Origin of the sequence: Flavobacterium sp., from assembly GCF_027490375.1 — a bacterium.
Lineage (GTDB): Bacteria > Bacteroidota > Bacteroidia > Flavobacteriales > Flavobacteriaceae > Flavobacterium.
The window spans coordinates 1-23062 of record NZ_JAIXYH010000089.1 but is presented as its reverse complement, the minus strand read 5'-3'; the positions used below and the strand labels follow the sequence as shown (position 1 = coordinate 23062).

22 protein-coding genes and 1 pseudogene are annotated in these 23062 nt (G+C 39.7%); 15 read left to right on the top strand and 8 right to left on the bottom strand.

All coding sequences use genetic code 11. The features are described from left to right. Positions 1–385: 385 nt before the first annotated feature. Both mfd and Q0064_RS13580 read right to left on the bottom strand, forming a co-directional pair. On the bottom strand, positions 386–3736 hold the full coding sequence (gene mfd, locus Q0064_RS13585) for a transcription-repair coupling factor (RefSeq protein ID WP_298148752.1): 3351 nt from the start codon (positions 3734–3736) through the stop codon (positions 386–388). 2 nt (positions 3737–3738) lie between these two features. Then, positions 3739–4320: a hypothetical protein gene (locus Q0064_RS13580; RefSeq protein ID WP_298148751.1), complete on the bottom strand. Its 582-nt coding sequence runs from the start codon at positions 4318–4320 to the stop codon at positions 3739–3741. Between the two features lie 207 nt (positions 4321–4527). Between Q0064_RS13580 and Q0064_RS13575 the strand changes: the two genes are divergently transcribed. From Q0064_RS13575 to Q0064_RS13560, 4 genes are all read left to right on the top strand, one after another. Beyond that, positions 4528–5469 carry an L-threonine 3-dehydrogenase gene (locus Q0064_RS13575; RefSeq protein WP_298148750.1) on the top strand — a complete coding sequence of 314 codons (942 nt, stop codon included), beginning with the start codon at positions 4528–4530 and terminating at the stop codon, positions 5467–5469. Positions 5470–5723: 254 nt separating this feature from the next. Continuing rightward, the gene (locus Q0064_RS13570) at positions 5724–7478 is read left to right on the top strand and encodes a hypothetical protein (protein WP_298148749.1); all 1755 of its coding nucleotides are present in this window, start codon (positions 5724–5726) and stop codon (positions 7476–7478) included. Between the two features lie 19 nt (positions 7479–7497). Further along, positions 7498–7926 (top strand): hypothetical protein, encoded by a 429-nt coding sequence (locus Q0064_RS13565; protein ID WP_298148748.1) that lies wholly within the window; start codon positions 7498–7500, stop codon positions 7924–7926. A gap of 22 nt (positions 7927–7948) precedes the next feature. Next, on the top strand, positions 7949–8404 hold the full coding sequence (locus Q0064_RS13560) for a hypothetical protein (protein ID WP_298148747.1): 456 nt from the start codon (positions 7949–7951) through the stop codon (positions 8402–8404). Positions 8405–9230: 826 nt separating this feature from the next. Here the strand turns inward: Q0064_RS13560 and pyk are convergent. The 5 genes from pyk to Q0064_RS13535 all read right to left on the bottom strand — a co-directional run bounded on the left by pyk (position 9231) and on the right by Q0064_RS13535 (position 13639). Then, on the bottom strand, positions 9231–10661 hold the full coding sequence (gene pyk, locus Q0064_RS13555) for a pyruvate kinase (protein WP_298148746.1): 1431 nt from the start codon (positions 10659–10661) through the stop codon (positions 9231–9233). Position 10662: 1 nt separating this feature from the next. Continuing rightward, the gene (locus Q0064_RS13550) at positions 10663–11145 is read right to left on the bottom strand and encodes an IPExxxVDY family protein (RefSeq protein ID WP_298148745.1); all 483 of its coding nucleotides are present in this window, start codon (positions 11143–11145) and stop codon (positions 10663–10665) included. A 98-nt stretch (positions 11146–11243) separates the two neighbouring features. Continuing rightward, a complete protein-coding gene (gene rnc, locus Q0064_RS13545; RefSeq protein ID WP_298148744.1) occupies positions 11244–11987 on the bottom strand; it encodes a ribonuclease III in 744 nt (247 codons plus the stop codon). A gap of 3 nt (positions 11988–11990) precedes the next feature. Next, positions 11991–13244, bottom strand: a complete 1254-nt coding sequence (gene fabF, locus Q0064_RS13540; protein WP_094487275.1) for a beta-ketoacyl-ACP synthase II — start codon at positions 13242–13244, stop codon at positions 11991–11993. A 158-nt stretch (positions 13245–13402) separates the two neighbouring features. Continuing rightward, positions 13403–13639, bottom strand: a complete 237-nt coding sequence (locus Q0064_RS13535; RefSeq protein WP_007137004.1) for an acyl carrier protein — start codon at positions 13637–13639, stop codon at positions 13403–13405. Positions 13640–13795: 156 nt separating this feature from the next. Between Q0064_RS13535 and Q0064_RS13530 the strand changes: the two genes are divergently transcribed. The 8 genes from Q0064_RS13530 to Q0064_RS13495 all read left to right on the top strand — a co-directional run bounded on the left by Q0064_RS13530 (position 13796) and on the right by Q0064_RS13495 (position 18680). Further along, positions 13796–14365 carry a phosphoribosylglycinamide formyltransferase gene (locus tag Q0064_RS13530; RefSeq protein ID WP_298148743.1) on the top strand — a complete coding sequence of 190 codons (570 nt, stop codon included), beginning with the start codon at positions 13796–13798 and terminating at the stop codon, positions 14363–14365. Then, the gene (gene rnhA, locus Q0064_RS13525) at positions 14358–14825 is read left to right on the top strand and encodes a ribonuclease HI (protein ID WP_298148742.1); all 468 of its coding nucleotides are present in this window, start codon (positions 14358–14360) and stop codon (positions 14823–14825) included. Before Q0064_RS13530 ends, rnhA begins: the two co-directional genes overlap by 8 nt. Before the next feature lie 199 nt (positions 14826–15024). After that, positions 15025–15297, top strand: coding sequence for a hypothetical protein (locus Q0064_RS13520; protein ID WP_298148741.1), 273 nt, complete (start codon positions 15025–15027; stop codon positions 15295–15297). Between the two features lie 131 nt (positions 15298–15428). Continuing rightward, the gene (locus Q0064_RS13515) at positions 15429–16397 is read left to right on the top strand and encodes a hypothetical protein (RefSeq protein WP_298148740.1); all 969 of its coding nucleotides are present in this window, start codon (positions 15429–15431) and stop codon (positions 16395–16397) included. Further along, entirely contained in the window at positions 16394–16816 is a 423-nt protein-coding gene (locus Q0064_RS13510; protein WP_298148739.1) for a hypothetical protein, read from the top strand. Before Q0064_RS13515 ends, Q0064_RS13510 begins: the two co-directional genes overlap by 4 nt. A 358-nt stretch (positions 16817–17174) precedes the next feature. Next, the gene (locus Q0064_RS13505; protein WP_298148738.1) at positions 17175–17810 is read left to right on the top strand and encodes an RHS repeat-associated core domain-containing protein; all 636 of its coding nucleotides are present in this window, start codon (positions 17175–17177) and stop codon (positions 17808–17810) included. Then, entirely contained in the window at positions 17788–18204 is a 417-nt protein-coding gene (locus Q0064_RS13500; RefSeq protein ID WP_298148737.1) for a hypothetical protein, read from the top strand. The genes Q0064_RS13505 and Q0064_RS13500 overlap by 23 nt, the downstream gene beginning before the upstream one ends. Further along, positions 18204–18680 (top strand): hypothetical protein, encoded by a 477-nt coding sequence (locus Q0064_RS13495; protein ID WP_298148736.1) that lies wholly within the window; start codon positions 18204–18206, stop codon positions 18678–18680. Before Q0064_RS13500 ends, Q0064_RS13495 begins: the two co-directional genes overlap by 1 nt. Positions 18681–18778: 98 nt before the next feature. On the opposite strand, the gene Q0064_RS13490 is transcribed toward Q0064_RS13495, so the two are convergent. After that, positions 18779–19300: a hypothetical protein gene (locus tag Q0064_RS13490; protein ID WP_298148735.1), complete on the bottom strand. Its 522-nt coding sequence runs from the start codon at positions 19298–19300 to the stop codon at positions 18779–18781. A gap of 298 nt (positions 19301–19598) precedes the next feature. Here Q0064_RS13490 and Q0064_RS13485 point away from each other — a divergent pair. From Q0064_RS13485 to Q0064_RS13475, 3 genes and pseudogenes are all read left to right on the top strand, one after another. Further along, positions 19599–20564, top strand: a pseudogene (locus Q0064_RS13485) (hypothetical protein); the annotation flags it as partial. A gap of 4 nt (positions 20565–20568) precedes the next feature. Then, on the top strand, positions 20569–20850 hold the full coding sequence (locus Q0064_RS13480) for a hypothetical protein (protein ID WP_298148734.1): 282 nt from the start codon (positions 20569–20571) through the stop codon (positions 20848–20850). Then, a complete protein-coding gene (locus Q0064_RS13475; RefSeq protein ID WP_298148733.1) occupies positions 20834–21139 on the top strand; it encodes a hypothetical protein in 306 nt (101 codons plus the stop codon). Before Q0064_RS13480 ends, Q0064_RS13475 begins: the two co-directional genes overlap by 17 nt. The last annotated feature ends 1923 nt before the right edge of the window (positions 21140–23062 follow it).

Sequence of the window (23062 nt, the reverse complement as noted above, 5' to 3'; positions counted from 1 at the left end):
TGAGTAATGAAGCGACTTTTAAGACTAAAACAGCAGAAAAGGGTATAGCAACGCTCCGGGGCCTCCAGCCCGCCTCCGGCATAAAATTACAAAATCGATTTTTTGTCGACGAATTTTAGACGTGTTTAAACGTTTATAAACGTTTAGGGTGGTTATGAACATTTTTTGCGACGAAGTTTGGGCTACGAATTTGCGTTAGTGACAGCAGCGAAAAAAAAACGCGAAGAAAACCGCTGCCGAAAACGGATTTGCGCTGGCGACCCAAGAAGCCCACGCAAACCGATTGCCGGCCGGTTTTGTGCCGTTTTATTGCAGCGTATGGCACGGCGCGGCACCTGCAAAACCACTGCAACGCGCCGCGCAACGCCCAAATAAAAATCTAAATTTAAATTTGCTCGAATAAATGAACTGCCTTTCGAACCGATTTAACCGACTCGAACGTGAGTAACAATTTTAGGCCCGCAGGCGTTTGCTTTTCCTTGAGTTTTGCCAACTGCGGATTCTTCTGTACAAAATCGATGATTCGGCGAAATTGCTCCGACGAATAATATTCGGATTGCTGGTCGGAAACAAAATATAAAATCATCTTACTTTGTTTAAGAACCACTTTTTCAACCCCTAATTTAGTTCCGTACCACTTTAACTTTAAGCTCGTTAGCAGATCAACAGCTTGCTTCGGTAAAGGGCCAAAGCGATCAACGAGTTTTTCCTCGAATTTTTGCAAAGCCGTTTCGTCTTTTACCTCTCCCAATTCGTTATACAGCGCCAAACGTTCGGTAATGCTGTTGATGTAATCGTCGGGGAAGAGCAACTCGAAGTCGGCATCAATAACCATGTCTTTCACGTAGGTTTTGCCGTTACTCTCTACTTCGTTGTATAAATCTTTAAACTCGTTTTCCTTCAATTCTTCGATGGCCTCGTTCATGATTTTTTGATAGGTTTCGAAGCCAATTTCGTTGATAAAACCGCTTTGTTCGCCACCAAGTAGGTCGCCCGCACCGCGAATTTCCAAATCTTTCATCGCAATGTTAAATCCGCTGCCGAGTTCGCTAAATTGCTCCAAGGCGTGAATGCGTTTTCGCGCGTCTTCGGTCATCATGCTGTACGGCGGACAAATAAAGTAGCAAAACGCTTTTTTGTTACTTCGTCCCACACGACCGCGCATTTGGTGCAAGTCGGAGAGGCCGAAATTCTGTGCATTATTGATAAAAATGGTGTTGGCGTTAGGCACGTCGAGTCCGCTTTCAATAATGGTTGTAGCTACCAACACATCAAACTCTCCGTTCATAAATGCCAGCATCAGCTCTTCGAGTTTCTTGCCGTCCATTTGCCCGTGACCAACGCCAATACGCGCATCGGGCACCAATCGCTGTATCATTCCGGCAACTTCCTTGATGTTTTCGATGCGGTTATTGATGAAGAACACCTGGCCGTTTCGTTGAATTTCGTACGAAACCGCATCGCGAATGGTTTCTTCGTTAAAGCCAACGACATGCGTTTCGATAGGATAGCGGTTGGGTGGGGGCGTGGTAATTACCGATAAATCGCGGGCTGCCATTAACGAAAACTGTAAAGTTCGCGGAATAGGCGTTGCCGTAAGTGTGAGCGTGTCGACGTTTGCCGACAGCGTTTTGAGTTTGTCTTTAACGTTCACACCAAATTTTTGTTCCTCGTCGATAATGAGCAAGCCCAAATCTTTAAATCGCACGTCTTTATTTACCAACTGGTGCGTTCCGATGATGATGTCGAGTCGACCTTCGGCTAAATCTTTAAGCGTTTCGGCTTTTTGCTTTGCTGTTCTAAACCGGTTGAGGTATCCGATGGTCACAGGCATTTCTTTCAATCGCTCAGAGAAAGTGCGAAAATGTTGGTACGCCAAAATAGTAGTTGGTACCAAAACAGCTACTTGTTTTCCGTTGTCAACGGCTTTGAAAGCGGCACGAATTGCTACTTCGGTTTTTCCAAATCCTACGTCACCGCACACCAAACGATCCATAGGGCGGTCGCTCTCCATGTCGGCTTTAACTTCCTGCGTTGCTTTTATCTGATCGGGCGTATCTTCGTAAATAAAGGAGCTTTCGAGCTCGTGTTGCAAATAGCTATCGGGATTGTATTGAAATCCTTTCTCCAAGCGTCTTTTCGCATACAGCTGAATCAAATTGAACGCGATGTGTTTTACACGTGCTTTGGTTTTTTGCTTGAGCGTTTTCCATGCATTCGAACCCAGCTTATAGATTTTAGGAACGGCGCCGTCTTTGCCGTTAAATTTCGAAATTTTATGCAGCGCATGAATGCTTACGTACACAATGTCGTTGTCGGCATAAACCAACTTTATGGCTTCCTGCGTGCGGCCGTCAACTTGAATTTTCTGCAATCCACCAAATTTTCCGATTCCGTGGTCGATGTGCGTCACGTAGTCGCCAATGGTTAAGCCGTTGAGTTCTTTAAACGAAATGGCTTGTTTTTTGGCGTAGCCGTTTTTGATATGAAAACGGTGGTAGCGTTCAAAAATCTGGTGATCGGTGTAGAGCGCAATTCCGGCGTCGTTATCGATAAATCCGGCGTGTAGCGGTAAGGTTACGGCTTGGTATTGTTCGTGAATATCATCTGCCGGTTCGCTAATGCTTTCGAAAATGTCGTAAAAGCGTTTGGCTTGTTGTTCGTTTGCACAACACAGAAAATTCCGAATGTTTTTAGACCGATTATTCGATAGGTTTTCGAGCAGCAAATCGAATTGCTTGTTAAAGGAGGGTTGAGGCGTTTGGTTGAAGGAAATACTCGGACTTTCGAAATACGCGCGACTTCCCATTTCAATTAGTTCAAAACGTTCGGCATCGTGCAAGAATTGTTTTCCGTTGAGAAATAAAGCTGCCGGAGGCGCATGTTTGGTTTCCGACTGTAGGTTTTCGAAAGCGGTTTCGGCCTTGCGGAAAAGCTGGTCGAGTTTGTCGGCAATTTGTTGGGTGTCGAGTAAAACGAGCGTGGTTTGTGGGCTGATGTAACTTAGAAACGGCGTTCGGTTTTCCTCAAAAAACCGATTTTCTATGTTCGGAATAATGCTAATTTTCTTTTGTCTTTCGACAGAAAGTTGCGTTTCAACATCGAAAGAGCGAATCGATTCGACTTCATTTCCAAAGAACTCGATACGATACGGATGGTCGTTGCTAAATGAAAATACGTCGAGTATGCCGCCACGTACTGAAAATTCGCCGGGTTCGGCAATAAAATCGACACGTTTGAATTCGTATTCAAACAGCACTTCATTGATAAAGTCGAGCGAAATCTTGTCGCCAACAGCAATTTTTAAGGTGTTTTTGTCGAGATCTTTTTTGGTCACGACACGCTCGAACAGCGCTTCGGGATACGACACCATAACGGGTGGTCGTTTCCGCGAGTTTATTCGATTGAGGACTTCGGCGCGCAGCAAAACGTTGGCGTTGTCGATTTCCTCAATTTTGTACGGATTTTTGTACGATTCGGGATAAAACAACACGTCGTCGGCGCTGTGTAATTGCTCTAGATCGTTGAGCAAGAAAGCGGCCTGTTCTTTATCGGTTGCTAATAAAAGCAGTGGTCGTTCGGTTTGTAAACCAATACGCTGCACTAGCAGTGAAATTCCCGAACCCACCAGATTCTTTACGTGCAGTTTGTGTTGTTTCTCCGAAAGTGCAGAGAGTACTGCTTTAACGGGAGAAGCATTTTCGAAACGAGTAAAAAACGGAAAATGTTGTGCCATTTTTATCTGATCACCGGTGTGGCTTTAATCGCTCGCGTAGTATCCAACATGCGTAGCATATCCGATTCTCCTTTTTCGATAGGAACGAGCTCGCGTTGCGCAATTTCAGTAAATTGGGTATTTAGACCGCTCATCGCCGTGTTGATTTCAGAAAACAAAGGTTTAATGCGCTCTATTGGAGGCTGCTGTACAGAAAGATACATGTCGAGCATACGTACAGAGGCAACTACTGCGGCGATCCGACTTTTAATTTCTGGAGTAGCAAATTTTAGTGGAATATTGTTTTGTAAAAGAGTGGCACGGGTAGCCAATTTTGTGGCTTTTTTTTGGAAAGCACTTAACGAACTTACTGGTTTTGAAGTGAGTTCGGAGATAAACAGATTCCAATCTGTCCAGCTGCGAAGCTGGTCTTGTACCAAAGGATTAGGGGTTAACACCTTAAAACTCCATGCACTGTTGAGCTGCTTGAAAAACGCTTCTTGCCGAGCAGCATCTTTTTGCGTAGCTACTTTGCGTTGCGCATCGTTGTTGTTGCAAGCGGCAAACAGCATCAGGCAGGAAAAAAGGATTGCGAGTTGTTTCACATCTAAACTTTCGACAAAAGTAGCGTATTTACTAAAGTTCTGAAATTAGAATTATTGTTAAAGAAAGCTTATTTAAATTTTGCTTGGGTGTCGTATTTAAGTTGTTGAAAAACATAATATTAATACCGAATTTGCCTATTTATAGGTTTTGGACCTAGTTATTTGGCAGCTAAACGAAAACGTTATCTTTGTCGCAAAACAGCAACCATGAGTAGGAAAGTATTGATCATAGGTGCCTGCGGACAAATAGGCACGGAGTTAACCAAGCAGTTACGAAGCAAATACGGAGTTTCAAATGTAATTGCCTCGGACATCCGAAAAATGGATAATGAAGTAGTTAACGACGGCATTTTTGAAGTTGTAAATGCATTAGACTACAATCAAATTGAACATTTAATTGAGAAATACCAGGTTGACGATGTGTATCTCATGGCGGCATTGCTGTCGGCAACGGCAGAGAAAAATCCGGCGTTTGCTTGGGATTTGAATATGAATTCGCTGTTTCATGTTTTGAATTTGGCAAAAGCTAAAAAGTTTAAACGTTTGTTTTGGCCTTCGAGTATCGCGGTTTTTGGTCCGTCGACGCCAAAAGATAACACGCCGCAGTACACCATTATGGAGCCGAGTACGGTTTACGGAATCAGTAAGCAATCGGGCGAACGTTGGTGTGAGTACTATCATAAATTGTATCAGGTCGATGTGCGCAGCGTGCGTTATCCCGGATTAATTAGCTACACTTCGCCACCCGGCGGCGGAACAACAGATTATGCTGTAGAAATATTCCACGAGGCATTAGCTAACAAATCGTACGAGTGTTTTCTTAAAGCCGATACCGCGCTGCCAATGATGTATATGTCGGATGCTATTCGCGCAACGATTCAAATCATGGAAGCCGAGCCTGAAACGATTAAAATTCGATCATCCTACAATCTCGCGGCGGTTAGTTTTACGCCACAGGAAATTGCAAATGCCATTACCAAGCACATTTCCGACTTTAAAATGTCGTATAAGCCCGATTTTCGACAAGCAATAGCCGACAGTTGGCCAGCAAGCATAGATGATACGTATGCTCGCAAGGATTGGGGTTGGCAGCACGAATACGATTTGGAGCAAATAACGCAAGCTATGCTCGACGGTTTGCGCGGTTAACTATACCATTTAAAAAGCCACTTGTTGCAAAAGCGGGATTGCCGAAAGATGTGGGGTTTTAAACCGTAAATGTTTATTGCTGTAAACAACCTACAAACATACCATTCTCCTGAAATAACCATTACGGTTTTTCCGTAAAGGGGTTCTTTTTTCTTAACAAATTAAGGTTGAAAGATAAAAGCTTCTAAAGTGTTACTTTTTTATAACGGTAATATTTATTTAATTACTTTTATTTCCAACTTAAACCATTTATTATGAAATATTTATTTACCCGCCCCCATAAAATATTATGGGAAAGATTAAACCGACAGTATAGACTTTTTTTGCTTAAAAAAACAACACTACTATTTTTTGTTTTAGCATGGCTCTCATCATGCAGCGTTGAACACGAGACAATTCAAAACCATCAAGCCACCACGCAGGTTAAAAGTTCGCTTTTACAGGGAGCTGAGGCGCAAAAAGTACAAGAAAAGGTACAGCACATTATTCGTAGAGCGCCCGATCCGTTTCAAATCGGAAATTTGCAGTCGCGTTCTGAAGTTCCAGTTAGTGTTGATTACAGCCGAATTATGCAAGTAGTTGATAGTTTAGGCAACACAACCTACAGTATGTACGTTAAAAACCATCCTCTAGAAACCAATAAGGCTTTTTATAACGTGGTTGCGCGATTGGTAGGGACAACCGATTTACAAGTTTCTTTAAAGCGGTTTGAAAAGGCGTATGTTACGGCTTTCGACAGTCAAACGCAGGTAGGTTCTGTAAAAGATTTTACAGGCTTGGTAATTACGGCACCCATTATCCCCGATGTACCTAGCGATCCGTGCCCACCGGAAATGATAGGCGGCGGCGGGTTCGTAGGGGGAAATACCGGTCCTTTTGCACCAGATAGTGGTAGTGGCGGCGGCGGCGGCGGGGACACTGCTCCATTAGATTATAATTGTGGGAAAATCTTGATCCAATTTCTTTGTTGTCATAATTTACACTTTGGCCTTCGAAGTGAAAGTTGTGCGTGCACAGACGGCAATATTGGTGCTTCTTATTTAGTGGACGGTTGCGTGGGGACAATAACACAACAATATCGCTCCGTTAGCAATCCTAATCCCGAAGAAAACCCTTGCGAGGAAGAAGAACCACCTACAGGTGTAGTAACACCTATAAACGATTGCCAAACGAATTTTGCCGCCACTTTTCCGCAAGGCACTCCCGAACGCGACTATCTGAACGAGCATCCCGAAATAGAAGTTGCTTTAGACGGTTTGCTTTTTAAAACCAACGATTGTGAAGAGGATACGGCGTTTGCTAATTGGGCAATTGATTATTTGATGGAGCATCCGAATGCATTGCCTGATGATAATGTCATTGAAAAACTTGAAAACATCTATTGGCAAGAAGAATTTATCGATGTATCCGATTTGGAGAGTAATCCCTGCACAAATGCGGTATATCAAGAAATGAAGCAAACACAATTAATGGCAAAGTTATTGCGGCACTTTTCAGGGACAAAGCCTATTTTGAATCTAGATTGGGATATCGCAGATTTGGGAGCTTGTAATGCTGACGGTTGTTTAAATGGTCAAACGGATTTATTTCCAACATATGTGAATATAACTCTAAACTCACAAATCCTAGCAAATGCTTCCAAAATATGGGTAGCAAAAACAATGTTGCACGAATTAATCCACGCATATATTTTAAGACTTATAATAATGCAGGGGAGTTCAGCGAATATTTCTCAAAATAATTTTCCTTCGTTATGGAATTCGTATGTGGTTAATAATAAAAATGGTCAGCACGAATATATGGCTACTTTTTATGTCGAATTAATGATCGAAGCCTTAACCCAATATTCTAGTATGAATCAATTAAATGTTTCAGAACATGTTATAAGAGCTATTTGTTGGAGTGGCTTACACGATACTACTGGATGGGACACTGTTTTGACAGAAGACCAGCGAGTTATCTACTCGAATATTTTTTCTCAAGAGTTAACAGCAGGTGGGTGCAACTAAAATCATAACAACCCAAGTCATGAAAAACTTACTTTTAATTTTCGTTCTAGTAATTATTGGATTTAATGCTGCATCGGCACAAAAAATTATTGCTTTTAATAAAGACGCGGTAATTTTTACCGACGAATACTTTGATAGTTTTCCCGCTAACACAGATCTAATATTAGGGAATTTCACTCCTAAACTTGAGCACGTTCGACAAATTGAGTTCCTAATACAACAAGAATATCCTGAATTCAAATTGCATAAAAAGCAGTTTGCGGGCGAACTAAGCATAAATGAAAAGCGAATAAAAGTTACTTTAATTCCTTCCACCACTTTAAAACGCTATCCAAAATGGAGACGGAAATATATTAATTCAATTGACAATATATTTCTTAGATATGCTTATTTCAACATTAATACAGGAAAACTTGAATTTCAAAAAAGATCTAACATAGGAGGTTGATATTTGGAAACTAGATTAAGAAATGAAAAAAATTGTCATAACCTTAGCACTTATTGTTTTTTCTACGAGTTGTCAGAACAGGTATTTGCGCGAGAAATTTCATTACTGGAATGAAGATGAATTAACGTGGATAAACACGTTTAAAGCCGAAGCGTTTTATTCATGTCTAAAGGAGCGGTATCCAAACAAAGACAGTATCTTTTTTGAAATGGGAAAGAGTGATTTATTTAATCTTTTTGAAGGAATCGACACAGAGAATATTGATTATGCTAGAAGTCTTGGCAGAAAAATTGCAGTTCAAATGCCCAAACCGTTTATAAAAATAGATGGAGACGAGGAGAATATGAGGTCAAAAAACTTCATTTCGTACAATTGCTTAAACTATTATGCTAGTCGAGAACTCGACTCGTTAGCAAAAGCAGCATATAAAGCGTTTAAAAAAAGCGCGATTCAAAAACCGAAGAAGCAGCAGCCATAAAAAGCTCCGATTAAACGGGAAACAAAACAGTTAAAACCAATAGTCTTAATTAGTTTTTTGGTAATTCTTATACCAGGCCCTCATGTAAGTATACCTCTTGCATTATTGCTGCCGCTTTTTACTTTTACAGTCGATCTGGGAGCTATTTAGCACTTCATTTAGTGGTAGAATTCTCTAGGATGTATTTGTTCCGTTATGCCTTTGTACTAGCTTACTAATGCTGCTTTTGCGAAACAAATGACTTCAAATTGTTGCTATTGTTGTTCAAATTTCGTGGCTTGCATATACTTTCAAAAGCAAACATCTAACGTATAAAACGCACTTAAAAAACCGGATATGCGGATAAAGTTTTAAAATCGTTATAATTTTTGACCATTTTCTTGGTAACGTTTTTTGGAAACGATTGCCCTAGCCGCGATAGCAGTGTAAAGGGTGCGCAGCGGCAGCCGTTTGAGCTGCGGTGTAAAAGAGCGACCAACGGAAGCTACTTATGCACCTAATTTCGATTAAAAATCATTGTCAGACCGCACTCGATGAGATCGTTTTGGGATGCACAGTTTTAATTTAATCCGCTAAACGTATAAACGGCCGCTTATTTCGTTGGCTTTTTTTGCGATACCTCGGTATCCCAAAGAAAACCCGCCTAATAATCCACCATTTATACGTTTTCTGACTGCAATTTTTAAATCGAACTCAGGTTTGCACCTTCAGCGAAACGGGCGCCGCAAGCACACTTGCAACGAATAGCGCGATTAGCTACAAATAAAAAATTGGCACAAAAAAATCGGCCGAGAAAGCCGATTTTATTTTTATTGACATTTATTGTTTACACGATTTCGGATACACGCAAGGTATTTACCATTCCTTTTTCGGTAACGGGCATCGCCGCAAGGTTGATTAGGAAGTCGCCTTTATCAACAAAACCGCGGTCTCTGGCAATTTGGTTAATGTCGGTTACCGTATCGTCGGTGCTCACAAATTTGTCGTAATAAATTGATTTTACGCCCCAAAGCAAGTTGAGTTGCGTTAAAATGCGTTTGTTAGACGTGAATACCAAAATATGCGATTGCGGGCGCCAAGCCGAGATTTGGAACGCCGTGTAGCCGCTGTTAGTTAACGTACAAATGGCTTTTGCCTTAATAACGTTTGCCATGCTAGCTGCGTGGTGGCAAATAGATTTCGTGATGAAACGCTTGGTGCGCACCTGCGGTGTATTTTGCGGTACTTGAATAAGCGGAGAATCTTCGACCGCCTCGATAATTTGCGTCATTTTTTCAATGACCTGAACCGGGTAGTTACCAACCGATGTTTCTCCGGAAAGCATTACCGCATCGGCACCGTCCATAACCGAGTTTGCCACGTCGTTAACTTCGGCGCGAGTCGGTGTAAGGCTTGTAATCATGGTTTCCATCATTTGTGTAGCGATGATCACTGGAATACGAGCCGTTTTGGCACGGTTGACCAATTTCTTTTGAATAAGCGGAACTTCGTGTGCCGGAACTTCAACACCTAGATCGCCGCGAGCCACCATCAAACCGTCGCAATACGCTACAATTTTATCGATGTTTTCAACACCTTCTGGTTTTTCGATTTTTGCTACAATCGGAATTTTGTGGTCGGAATGTTCGGCAATAAGTTCTTGTAGTTCAATTAAGTCGTCGGCTGTTCGCACAAACGAAAGAGCAATCCAATCTACTTTTTGTTCTATTGCAAAAATGGCGTCTTTTACGTCTTTTTTTGTTAAAGCTGGAAGCGAAACTTTGGTGTTGGGCAAGTTTACCCCTTTTTTAGACTTTAACGGTCCACCTTGAATGACTACACACTTTACTTCGGCTACGCGATCGGTTTCGATGGCTTCGAAGATGAGTTTACCGTCGTCGAGCAGGATGCGTTCCCCGGGGTTTACATCGGCAGGGAACTCTTTGTAGTTCATGTACACGCGTTCGGCAGTTCCAGGTACGTCTTCGGCTGTTTGGAAGGTGATGATATCGCCGGGCGACACCACTACGTCTTCTTTCATAACGCCTACGCGGAGCTTTGGACCTTGTAAATCGCCCAGGATTGCGGTTGTGTAACCAAATTCGTCGTTTAGGCTTCTAATGGTTTCAATTTTCTCTCGGATATCGTCGTAATCGGCATGTGAGAAATTGACACGAAAAACGTTCACACCGGCGTCAATCATTTGCTTCAAGACTTCTCTGGATGAGCAGGCCGGACCGAGCGTTGCTACAATTTTCGTTTTTTTGTTTGTTGGCATTCTAATAAAAGATTAAATTGTTTTTTGACTTCAGTTCGTCAACATTCAGCAGTTGAACGAAGGTCGTCGTAGGAATAGTTTTTATTTTTTCGGCGAGCTCTTCTGGGGCTTGCGCGGCATTTTCGATTCGCAGGATGTAGTCGGCTTTTTTAAATTCCGGAACGAGATACATTTTTGCACTGCGCCACTCAATGCTGTCGTTAAAAAGTGAGTTTGCGGCAGGTTTTAGTGTTTCGATAAAAGTCTGGCTGTTTTTCACCAAGTCAAAAATCTCGTCGGTATCTTCGTTGTGATAGCTGTATCCGGTAAAGGTGCGAATTTCCTTTTTGAATACGGCTTCGAAGCCTTTGTCGTTAGGTTTTAAATGGATTTGCAGTTTCTCATTTAAGAAAAAAGATAGGCGATAGGGTTCTATGGTTGTATGAATAGCAAACGCATGAAAAACCGGCTCATCAAAGTCATCAAATTGCAATTTGTGCAACATCATCCTTTTGCAAATAAGTTGTAAAGATAGCAACTAAAGTGCAAATACACAGCGTTTTTAATACAGGAAACGCGGAATAATCAGCGAAATCGTTGTAGTTACGCTTTTCGAACGATTTGTTTTTGGAGTGCGAAATAGGCCCGTTGCGCGGCTTTTTCTTCGGCTTTTTTCTTAGAAGTTGCTCGGGCTTTCGCAACCACCGCCTCATTCAAATACAATCGAACGCCAAAAAAACGTTCGGTTCCAAGCGATTCTTCTTCAAAGGTTTCAAATCGAAAGGTTTTCTTTTCTTTCTGACACCATTCAATGAGTAAACTTTTGTAACTAATTACCTTTCCTTCGAGTTTGGAAATATCTACATAGGGCTTTATAACTTTCGAGTGAATGAAACGCTCGCAACCCGCGTAGCCTTGGTCGAGAAATAGCGCGCCAACTAAGGCTTCAAAAATATTTCCGTGAATGTTGTCGCCGAAGTGTTTGGGCGAAACTTTGCTTTCTACCAACTGCACCAAATTGAGGTCTTTTCCCAATTCGTTTAAATGCTCGCGACTCACGACTTTTGAACGCATTTTGGTGAGATAGCCTTCATCGCCACTGGGCACTTCTCTAAACAAATGTGCAGCCACAACCGATCCGAGCATAGCGTCGCCTAAGAATTCCAAACGCTCGTAGCTCACCACGTTTCCGTTGGCATCGGTTTTATTGCTGGAGCGATGTGTGAATGCTGCTTCGTAAAAGGCTATATTTTTGGGTGCAAATCCTAAGATATTTGACACTTCGGTAAAAAAAATCCCGCCTGTTTCAGCGCGGGATTTGGTAAATATCTTTTTTAGGAAACGCATGGATTAGTCTACGAGTTTACGAAATAAAACACAGGCGTTATGACCTCCAAAACCAAACGTATTGCTCATCGCTACATTTACTTCGCGCTTTTGTGCTTTATTGAGCGTCAGGTTTAACGATGGATCGATGTTTTCATCGACCGTTTCGTGGTTAATTGTCGGAGGAACGATACCGTATTTGATGGCGAGAATTGATGCAATGGCTTCAATAGCTCCGGCTGCTCCGAGCAAATGGCCCGTCATCGATTTGGTAGAGTTTATGTTTATGTTTTTAGCATGTGCACCAAAAACGGCACTAATTGCTTTTAATTCGGCCACATCGCCCAGCGGCGTTGAGGTTCCGTGTGTGTTGATGTGGTCTACATCTTCCGGATTCATGTTGGCATCGCGCAACGTATTTTTCATTACGGCAATTACACCAATTCCTTCCGGGTGTGGAGCTGTAAGGTGATACGCATCCGACGACATTCCGCCGCCGCCGATTTCACAATATATTTTTGCGCCGCGAGCTTTGGCATGTTCGTATTCTTCGAGCACGATTGCTCCAGCACCTTCGCCAAGTACAAAACCGTCGCGGTTTGCATCGAACGGGCGCGAGGCTGTTTGTGGGCTGTCGTTTCGGGTTGAAAGCGCATGCATGGAGTTAAATCCACCCATACCAGCAATGGTTACAGCAGCTTCCGATCCGCCAGAGATAATCACATCGCACATACCTAAACGAATGTAGTTAAATGCGTCGATTAAGGCATTTGCCGAAGAGGCGCAGGCAGAAACGGTTGTATAGTTTGGTCCCATGTAGCCGTTCCGCATCGAAATGTGCGCAGGAGCAATGTCGGCGATCATTTTAGGAATAAAAAACGGATTGAATTTCGGCGTACCGTCGCCTTTCGCGTAGTACATCACTTCATCTTGGAAGGTTTCTAAACCGCCAATTCCAGCACCCCAAATAACACCTACGCGGTATTTATCTACATTATCGTGTGTGATTCCAGCGTCTTTTATGGCTTCGTCGCTAGCAGCAATAGCATATTGGGCAAATTTGTCCAAACGCCGCGCTTCTTTGCGATCCATGTATTGTTCGATGTTGAAGTTTTTGACCTCGCAAGCAAACTTGGTTTTGTGTTTTTCGGTGTCGTAATAGGTAATGGGAGCTGCGCCGCTTTTGCCTTGAATTAAGGCGTCCCAGTATTCGGCAACAGAGTTTCCGATTGGAGTTAAGGCTCCTAAGCCGGTTACTACTACTCGTTTCAAGCTCATATACTACAATTTTATGCGATAAAAGTAAAAAAATAATACCTATGTTTTATTGAATAGTCAATAATGAAACATAGGTATATAATGTTGTTGACTGCAATACAGTCTGATTTTTTAAAAAATAAAAATCCCGCAAGCAAACAGCAGCGGGATTGTTAGTATTATTTTTTAGCCTCTTCGATATAAGAAATTGCTTGACCAACAGTAGCGATGTTTTCTGCTTGATCGTCCGGAATCTGAATATCAAATTCTTTTTCAAATTCCATAATCAATTCAACTGTGTCGAGTGAGTCAGCTCCTAAATCATTCGTGAAGCTAGCTTCGGTTACCACTTCGTTTTCGTCTACACCTAATTTGTCTACGATGATCGCTTTTACTCTTGATGCAATGTCCGACATAATTTCTTGTTTTTAAATTTAATTTGTTGGCAAAAATAAAAAACTTTAAATTAAAAAGGTTGAAGTAGCCGAAAAACTACAAATTGTTGTTCACTTTAGTTTTAAAAGGCCACTCATTTTAGGTAAAAACTGTTCCTTTGTATTTTGATAACTGCCATGAAAAACATTGTAATTTTCGCCTCCGGTAACGGCAGCAATGCCAGTTCTATTCACCAGTATTTCCAGTCGTCCGGACGTGTTCGGGTCGTTGCAATTTTTTGTAACAATCTGCAAGCAGGCGTACTTTCGAGAGCGCACGATCTGGGAATTCCAACGGAAGTTTTTTCTAAAGCCGAATTTTCTGAACCTTCGTTTGTCGAAAGAGTGCGTTCGTATCAACCCGATTTGCTTGTTTTAGCTGGGTTTTTACTTCAAGTGCCCGAGTACTTAGTACACGCATTTCCGAATCAAATTATTAATATTCATCCGGCTTTACTGCCTAAATACGGCGGAAAAGGAATGTATGGCATGCATGTGCACCGTGCCGTTTTTGAAGCTAAAGAGCCTGAAACCGGAATTTCGGTTCACTTTGTCAACGAGCATTACGATGAAGGCGCCCTAATTTTCCAAGCGAAAACAGCAATCGCTCATTGTCAATCGCCCGAAGAAATCGCCGCTGCGGTGCAAGCGCTCGAGCACCAACATTTTGCAGCCGTCATCGATAATTTATTAACCGCAGATGAGTAGAATACTGATTTTTACAGACGGCGCCGCAAAAGGCAATCCAGGCCCGGGTGGTTTTGGAGTTATACTTGCTCAGGAAGGAACTACACATTATAAAGAACTATCGGGCGGTTTCAGACTCACAACCAACAACCGTATGGAATTGCTGGCTGTAATCGTAGGTTTAGAGCATATTCGGATTGAGAATGCAGAGGTTTTGGTGGTCTCAGATTCTAAATATGTTGTCGATGCCGTTATGAAAGGTTGGGTGTTCGGTTGGGTGCAAAAAGGGTTTAAAGACAAAAAGAATCCCGATTTGTGGAAACGATTTTTACAAGTGTACCGCCGACATCGTGTTACTTTTCAATGGATAAAAGGCCATAATGCGCACCCACAAAACGAGCGCTGCGATGCTCTGGCAGTAGCCGCAGCAATGAAACCCAATTTACCTGCTGATGTGTACTACGAGAATTACGAAGCGTAGGTAAAATATTGATAGAACTATAGTTTGTTTCCCTTTTCTGGGCATTTCGGAGGTTAAAAACTACAGTTCTTCGCGAATGTAAAATCCGTGTGGCCGCCCTCAGGTTGTTCGTTCGCTGAAGCAATCGCTTTTTCGGCATAAATACCATCACAAAAAGGTTTTCTGCCGCGATCTTTAACGCTTACCCCAAAACCGCGAAATGGCTATTGCTTTCGAAGATTTGACCCAAGTGCAAGGCGCAACAGCCATTCAAAAAATCGAAACGCAGGTTAACGCAGCAGTGCTCTTTAACTTTAGAGTTGCATTGCCCGAAAGAGCTACATTGCCGCCAGCCCGTATTAGGCTTTTATTATTTTCCGAAGTAAAAAGCAAATCGCCGTACAACACCCTCATTTTGAGATGTTTTTTAGCAATGTTTGTTGGGTCACTTGTTTGGCATTTGGTAAATCCTGTCCGCCTTGGAGGATTGTAGCATAGGGCAATGCGTGCCGGCGCGGGGGAGGCAATAGCTAGATTTAAAAAATCCTTGCAAAACGTTTCGTAAAAAACATAACTTAGCTAAACCGTGAAGTTGTTGCAGATACTGATTACGACCCCTTTGGTATGCTCATACCGAATAGACACGATGAAACGGGGAATTACCGGTATGGTTTCCAAGGACAAGAACAAAACGATGAGGTAAAAGGCGAAGGCAACTCCCTAAACTACACCTTTAGAATGCACGACCCGAGAGTGGGTAGGTTTTTTGCGGTGGATCCGTTGGAGAGATCATTCCCACATAATTCGCCTTTTGCATTTAGCGAAAATAGAGTCCTAGATGGAATTGAATTAGAAGGAAGAGAATTTTCAAAATCCGAAAACTTTAATCCGCAAACAGGAAAAAAAGACATAAATATAAAACTGACCTTTAGAGTAGTTAAAGAAGGAGAATTATATGCTAATTTCGAAACAATCACGCATCAATTTATTACAGCTTTCAATAATTTAACTGGCTACGATAAAGATGGAAACTTTATCAGCTTTAGTGCAACTTATGACGCAAAGGCAACTATGAATATTCGATTTGTGGATGTATTACCTGATCTAAATTTAAACCAAAAAACTCCAGCCCAAGCATTAGGTTGTGTTCCACAATCTGAAAAAGGTGACGTTATTAGTGGTTCAGTTTATGTAAAAATAGAACCAGCTTCATCGTCTCTTAATCCTGACGCTGTTAAAAATTATTCAGGCGCCTACACTGCCTTACATGAACTCTTAGTACATTTAATATCATTTTCTGCAGAAAAGAAAGACGAGCATTCAGACTCTAACGAATTAAAGGGTAAAAAATCGCAAAATACAGGCGCCCCCTTGACAAAAGAACAAAGGGATAATAATCTATTTAATAGTCAAGGAGCAGTGGCGCCAACATCTATTCTTTCTACGGAACAAATTTCACAGATAGTTGATAACATTGATAAAGCACTTAAACGTGATAAAATCGATCCAAATCGGAATAAAACAAACGACAAACCTTTGAGTGGTTGTGTTTTAAGAACAGAATCCCTCGAAAATAGAAAAAATAGAAGATGAAAACTTTAAAAGTTATTATTGTTTACTTTATTAGTATCACTCTTATTAACTGCAGTACTTTCAAAGTATTTGAGGACAAAAGCAGATTGACTGCTGAACAAGAAAATGAATTAGCAATAAATGGTGATTCTTTTAGTATGTTTATTTATTTTGAAAATTCAATGAAAGGTGAAAAAATATTTATCAAAAGCTATAAAGTTCACTATAACGGTATTATTCGTGAATATGCACAAAGCGGAGTAGCCGAGTGGATAACTGTTCCAAACATAAGTGAAATTGAATTATATATAAATGGTAAAAGGTATTTGATTGAGGCTAATAAAGTGATTAGATACCAATATTTAGTTGTTTCAAAAGACCCTAGAAAAAGACGCCAATACAAATTAAATTTTACAAATTCACCGAAGCCATATTGGTAAATCAACTACATAAGAGTCAATTTCTCGAACGCGCATAAGAGAATCTCCGCTTGAAAATAGTGCTCCGTTCGTGCAAATTTAAATCCAACCCGTGATGCGCAAAGCGTCACCACTTTGAGCCCTAAAAAGCATTCAGCCCTGCCTTGTCAGAAATTGTCAGCAACGCTTCCTCGATAACGTCTGCCCGCAGCTTCGATTACCCATTACTGCTGCAGGTATCGTTTCGGGTTCGTTTACCTCACCAATTGAAGACCAGCTGTCGTTTGCCATTGTAGCTACGCCCAGCACGCCTACCTCAATACTTATCGATGATTTTTATGCCTATACCGTAGCGCCAAATCCGGAAGATAACGTAACTTTGTTTAACCCCGACGTTCTAGCCTATACTGATTACGACCCCTTTGGTATGCTCATACCGAATAGGCACGATGAAACAGGGAATTACAGGTATGGGTTTAATGGAAAAGAGAATGATGATGAGGTGAAGGGAGAGGGGAATAGTATTGATTTTGGAAATAGAATATCTGATTCAAGGTTAGGTAGATTTTTTAGTATTGATAAATTGGATTCAGCAACACCATCAACAAGCGGTTATTCTATATCTGGAAATTCTCCAATATTCAAAGTTGATAGTAATGGTGATATTGAAAAAGTTGTTCATCTTTATAAAAAAATTAAAGGGAAATATTACGAAGCAGGTACATACAGAATGAATATAAAAACGGATGAAGATATTAAAGGTATAACCAGAGATGTTATGCACATTAATGCATATACAAGCTATGATCAAGGACTAGAACCCTCAGAAAACAAAACAACATTTAAAGGAATTACAAGTTATAAAATTCGAAAGGGAACTGGGCTAAATAATGAAGAACAGTTGCAAGAAGATAATTATGGTGTTTACATGTTGTCAAAATTTATGCAAAAAAACCCTCTAGGAACGGGTGCTTTTATAGAAGCAATGACCGGTGAAGATATTCTTATCTGGTGAGAATTTAGATGGCTTAGGTAAGAGTAAAAAGCTTGCAGATGGAATAATAAGTTTGGTAACTATGGGAAGGGCTAATGGTAACGCAGAATTGATAAAGGCATGGGGAAGAGACTTTGTATTTGAGGAATCTCTAGAATTACTTTTTAAAGAAGAGAACTTTCCGAAAGGAGAACTTTTAAATAATGTTGCCATGTTTGCCTACCAAACTGTAAAACTTATAGATGTTGATAAAAAGAAAATGTTCGAAACATTAAACGCCCTTTATTCTAAAGGTCTTAAAGGTCAAGAACTATTAGAGCAATTCCAAAAAGAAACGTCAATAAATCTAACAGCTCCAGTAGATTTTAAGCAAGCTGCTTCCAAGGCAATTAGATTGATTAATTCAGAATTCTAATGGCTTACGAGCTTAAAATAAATCTCGAAAAGTCTGAACTTGAAGTTTCATTTGACTTTGATACAACGTTTACTATTGTTAGTTCTACCCTTTCATTAATTTTTATCCTTACTACAATCTACTTTATTGAATTAGAAACTGTTGCACAATTTTTTGCTATAATTTCTCTTTCAATAGTTTTAGGGAATGTTTCAATTAGTGGTTGGTTGGAGTGGAAAAAAAATAGATTTAAAAAGCTGGTAATTAGGGATAATAATTTATTCATAAATGATACATTAATTTCTCCCGTTTACGCGATAAAGTCGATAAATTTATCTTACAACATCGACGAATTTGAAAGTGGATACACAGTGTATTTGAATTTTGTGTTAAAACCAGACGATATCGTAATTAAAAAACGGCTAACTAAGAGAGATGCTGTCTTAATTGCAAATGAAATTGCAAAACTTTTAGGAAAACCAGTGCATTATGATTAAAGGCCGTTTTTATAATTGTCTCTTGCGTCAGGTTGGAAATACTTACTGTTACCGCGCTGCGCATTCTAAGCTAAAAAGCAACAAAAATTGAATAAATTTTAGGATGTAAATTTATACATATCAACATTGGCAATTTCACGATTAATCACTGCAAAAACTCGAATGATAATTTTGCATCTTACTTTGTTTAAGACATGCATCGGGTTCTTACCTTCTGCATTTTTTCGGTTATAATATTCTTTGATTTGAGGATCACCTCTAAGTGAAGTCATGGCACTCATTTGGAGCAATGCCTTCATTTTTTTATCAGCCATGGGGTTCACTTTTGTCCTTCCTTTAATGCTTGATCCTAAGGTGTATTCAAAAGGAGCTACTTCTGAATCACATGCAAATTGTCCACCTGCTGCCCAAACCGTCCTCACTTTGAGCCATAAAAACAATCGCGCGAATACCAAAGCCCTACCTTGACAGAAATTGCCAGTAAATCTTCTTCGGTAACGTCTCCCCGCAGCCCGGATAGAGGCGGCATCCTTTTTGTGAAGCTTCGCGGAATAAAAAGATATAGCCGAAAGCCGGAAATGCTGCCCAAGAAACGAAAAGCATAGCCAAATTGTTACCAAAGTTATTTGCCATCGGCTCGCTCCCAGCAGCCCGCACTTAGGATAGTACTATCCTCCTAGGCGGACAGGTTCCCGAAATAAAAAGCAAACAGCCATACAACACCCTCATTTTGAGATGTTTTTTAGCAATGTTTGTTGGGTCACTTGTTTGGCATTTGGTAATTTTGTAGCATGGGGCAATGCGTGCCAGCGCGGGGGATGCAATAGCTAGATTTAAAAAATCCTTGCAAAACGTTTCGTAAAAAACATAACTTAGCTAAACCGTGAAGTTGTTGCATATACTGATTACGACCCCTTTGGAATGCTCATACCCAACAGGCACGATGAAACGGGGAATTACCGGTACGGTTTCCAAGGCCAAGAACAAGACGATGAGGTAAAAGGCGAAGGAAACTCCCTAAACTACACCTTTAGAATGCACGATCCTAGAGTGGGTAGGTTTTTTGCGGTGGATCCGTTGGCAAGTAAATACCCTCATAACTCTCCTTATGCTTTTTCAGAGAATATAGTAATTGACGGGACTGAGCTTGAAGGTGCAGAATGGAAAACAGTTACTCATCATTTAGATATTCATCCAGACGGTTCATTTTTTATAGTTAAAACAGATGTTTCTATAAATCAAAATGTTACTTTTAAAAGAGGAAGCCAAGAATATGCCGTTACTAATGTAAAATATAAATTCAACGATGAAGAATTTGATGGAGAAAGTTTATATGAACTTATAACCGAAAATGTTCTTAAACCTTCAGCTGGTTATGATTATTCTGAAGAAGTTATTGAGGATAAGTTATCAGAAGATTGGGAATATGTAAAAGATGGCGAGAGTAAATTAAGTAATACTGCTTATGGGCGGTGGGAAGAAATACTAGAAAGGGATTTGAATGCGCCTGATAATGCTATTGATGTCCAAGATTTAAAAGATTTAACAGATGTATTATCAAGAAAAGCTCCACCAACTACAAATGGTAGTTCCACAAGCGCAACTAGTGCATTAAAAAACACTAAACATACTGTTAATCGGCATGTAGATAAAAAGAAATATCCTGAAAAAAGTAAATATTCTAAACCTTCTCAATTAAAAAAGCTTCAAAAGAAAACCGTAAATAAACCAGACCGAGTTACAAAACAAAAGAATGGTCGAACAGTTTATGAAAGAGATTTTAAAAGAAAAATAGGTACAAGAGGAGAAACTTCACACAAAGTTGTTAAAGATAAAAAAGGAAAAGTAGTAACATCATATCCTCAAAAAAAACCAAAAGAATAATAAAATGTCAATTCATTTTTATAATATAAATGACAAAAATAATCCCATTTTTTGTATATCTGATGATGATATATCTGATTATATAGCACTTTTTGATTTATTTAACTCCAAGTATAATGATTTATTTGATTTTTATGGAGACTTTTATTTGTATAAAAATCATATAGAGTTTTTAATTCAGGAGATAACAAAAAATAAACTATTAAACAAAAAACAATCTGAATTTTTAAGTTTTCTTGAATTTTCAAAATCAACAAATATAAATATATATGTCATTGGAGATTAAAGATTTAAATTCAGGCCAAATTTTTAGTATAATTGGATTAGAAGGGAAAATTGTCATTCTAAAAGTTGATATTAAAGAGCAAGTTGTTCATTTTTCTTATTTGAAATCTAATAAAATATTGATTTATCATATTCCAATCTCTTATAAAAAATTTATTATCTCAATTGAAGGTATTTTAGGGATTGGAAAAATCACTAATAAACAACTTTTAATAATAAAAGAATGGGAAATTGACAACGGAGGTGTATGGGATTTAACAATAAAAGAAGTCATTGAAATGACACTTTGATTGAAGTTAGATTTTTAGTTTTTTCTTTTTTCAGTATATTTTTTCGACATAAAAATAACTATAATTGTAATTGTTATAGCTAAAAATATTTTCTTTAAAATATTAGTTTCATGCTGTAATGGGCAATGTAATACTTTTAAGTATTTGTTTACCCAGAACATTGTTAATGTTAATAATAACGACGATATAAAATATATTTTTATTTTTTTTATAGCATTTTATATTAAAACTTTTAACCAGAGTTCAAAATAAAATTTATAATAAGTAGTTCTATCAATATTTAAGAATACGCTTTTCTAGCTTTGGCATCACGAAGAAAAGTATCGATTATTGTATAGAGCATTTCTTTAGTGTTTTTATCAAGATTTTCAATATCTTCAAAACGTTTAAGCATTATTTTATCAAAAGAGGAATTTTTCCTATTCCAATAAGATAATCAATAGAGACATCAAATACTTGCGCAATTTTTACAGTCATTTCAATACAGGGCGAATTATCCCCGCTACGCATAGTTTGCCTCGCTGCGCAAATGTCTCCCGCCTTTGCGCTATAAAACGAAACTTACCTACACATGCAAGTGATCGGCTTTTTAGTTTGCAAGCATTGTCTTCACTCATGTTTGGAAACGTCTCCCCGCAGCCCGGATAGCAGCGAAAAACCCGCAAAGCGGCAGGTGCAAATTTGGCGTGCTTTTACTGGCGACCAAAGAAGCCAAAGTAAAAGCACTGCCCAATGCGCCTGAAGCTGCGGCTTTGAAGCGAATAGCCGGAAATGCTGCCCAGAAAAAGTTTAGCTGTTGAAAAGAACTTCTATTTGGATCAAACAACATTGAAATTACATACACTCGGCTCGCTCCCAGCAGCCCGCACTTAGGATAGTACTAATTTCCGAAATAAAAAGCAAACCGCCTTACAACACCCTCATTTTGAGATGTTTTTTAGCAATGTTTGTTGGGTCACTTGTTTGGCATTTGCTAAATTTGTAGCATGGGGCAGTACGTGCCGGCGCGGGGGAGCAAACACCTCTATTTTTAGCAAAAGAATAGACTAAAGATGAGCCGCCCGACGGTATCATTTAGAATGTCTAACCGTTCCCTCCGGGCCTTACTCCGGTTTGTACTAATTTCCGAAAAAAAAGAAAACCGCCCGTCGATATTGATGAGAAACCACTTTTAGAAATTGTGAACTATGCTGAAGTGCAAAAACAAACCAATAAAGTCAATAATATTGCAGATAAGAAAGTTAAACCAATACAGCGAAAGCCAATATAAATAAACCATCCCTTTTACCCGGTCAAGAAATTAAAGCAAATTTCACAGGCTTAGTGATGCTTTACACAGACAATCAGAGATTCGAATTTAAAGACAGCAACAGTGGTTACTTTCCAGGTCGCGATCAATTAAAAAAAGTGTTAACAAAGTAAATAATAGCCACGGAGTAATGTCAATCACAATTTCAGGGTCTGTTTTTCAGGAATCAGTTATAACATCATCTAAAACTAAAAGTGCTCTTTATAATGGATTGATGAAACTTCCACAAATTTTATAGCGCTTGGTTTAAGTAAAGGAGCTCAAATAAATGTTGATTATTAAGCAACCAAGGCACAAGAGTCAGAGTCCAAAAATGGTGTTTTTGTTAATTTGAAATTTAATTAAAATATGAGATACGTAATGATTGGCTTTCTAATGGCTGCTTTTCAAATCTCTAGCCACGCACAGAGTAGGATTGAGCATGGTTTTTTGATTCACAAATTTGAAAATATCAACAGCGAATGTTTTAAGGTTGATGAGGATGGATTAATTCTCGTTGAAAGTGGTCGGCTTTTTCGACAGTTTGTAAATATAGTTTTTTGATTTGAAATTTGTTTTGAACTGAAACGGAATCGAGCTCTGCTGAGGAGCAACTCGCCAGGGTTAAGTTCACC

Bases quoted from the DNA above. Each gene is read 5' to 3' on its own strand.
- Q0064_RS13570 (WP_298148749.1), top strand. From the start codon at position 5,724: ATGAAATATTTATTTACCCGCCCCCATAAAATATTATGGGAAAGATTA.
- Q0064_RS13575 (WP_298148750.1), top strand. From the start codon at position 4,528: ATGAGTAGGAAAGTATTGATCATAGGTGCCTGCGGACAAATAGGCACG.
- Q0064_RS13480 (WP_298148734.1), top strand. From the start codon at position 20,569: ATGTCAATTCATTTTTATAATATAAATGACAAAAATAATCCCATTTTT.
- rnc (WP_298148744.1), bottom strand. From the start codon at position 11,987: ATGCGTTTCCTAAAAAAGATATTTACCAAATCCCGCGCTGAAACAGGC.
- fabF (WP_094487275.1), bottom strand. From the start codon at position 13,244: ATGAGCTTGAAACGAGTAGTAGTAACCGGCTTAGGAGCCTTAACTCCA.
- Q0064_RS13550 (WP_298148745.1), bottom strand. From the start codon at position 11,145: ATGTTGCACAAATTGCAATTTGATGACTTTGATGAGCCGGTTTTTCAT.
- Q0064_RS13515 (WP_298148740.1), top strand. From the start codon at position 15,429: ATGCTCATACCGAATAGACACGATGAAACGGGGAATTACCGGTATGGT.
- Q0064_RS13475 (WP_298148733.1), top strand. From the start codon at position 20,834: ATGTCATTGGAGATTAAAGATTTAAATTCAGGCCAAATTTTTAGTATA.
- Q0064_RS13565 (WP_298148748.1), top strand. From the start codon at position 7,498: ATGAAAAACTTACTTTTAATTTTCGTTCTAGTAATTATTGGATTTAAT.
- Q0064_RS13530 (WP_298148743.1), top strand. From the start codon at position 13,796: ATGAAAAACATTGTAATTTTCGCCTCCGGTAACGGCAGCAATGCCAGT.
- pyk (WP_298148746.1), bottom strand. From the start codon at position 10,661: ATGCCAACAAACAAAAAAACGAAAATTGTAGCAACGCTCGGTCCGGCC.
- Q0064_RS13535 (WP_007137004.1), bottom strand. From the start codon at position 13,639: ATGTCGGACATTGCATCAAGAGTAAAAGCGATCATCGTAGACAAATTA.
- Q0064_RS13560 (WP_298148747.1), top strand. From the start codon at position 7,949: ATGAAAAAAATTGTCATAACCTTAGCACTTATTGTTTTTTCTACGAGT.
- mfd (WP_298148752.1), bottom strand. From the start codon at position 3,736: ATGGCACAACATTTTCCGTTTTTTACTCGTTTCGAAAATGCTTCTCCC.
- Q0064_RS13495 (WP_298148736.1), top strand. From the start codon at position 18,204: ATGGCTTACGAGCTTAAAATAAATCTCGAAAAGTCTGAACTTGAAGTT.
- Q0064_RS13510 (WP_298148739.1), top strand. From the start codon at position 16,394: ATGAAAACTTTAAAAGTTATTATTGTTTACTTTATTAGTATCACTCTT.
- Q0064_RS13520 (WP_298148741.1), top strand. From the start codon at position 15,025: ATGGCTATTGCTTTCGAAGATTTGACCCAAGTGCAAGGCGCAACAGCC.
- rnhA (WP_298148742.1), top strand. From the start codon at position 14,358: ATGAGTAGAATACTGATTTTTACAGACGGCGCCGCAAAAGGCAATCCA.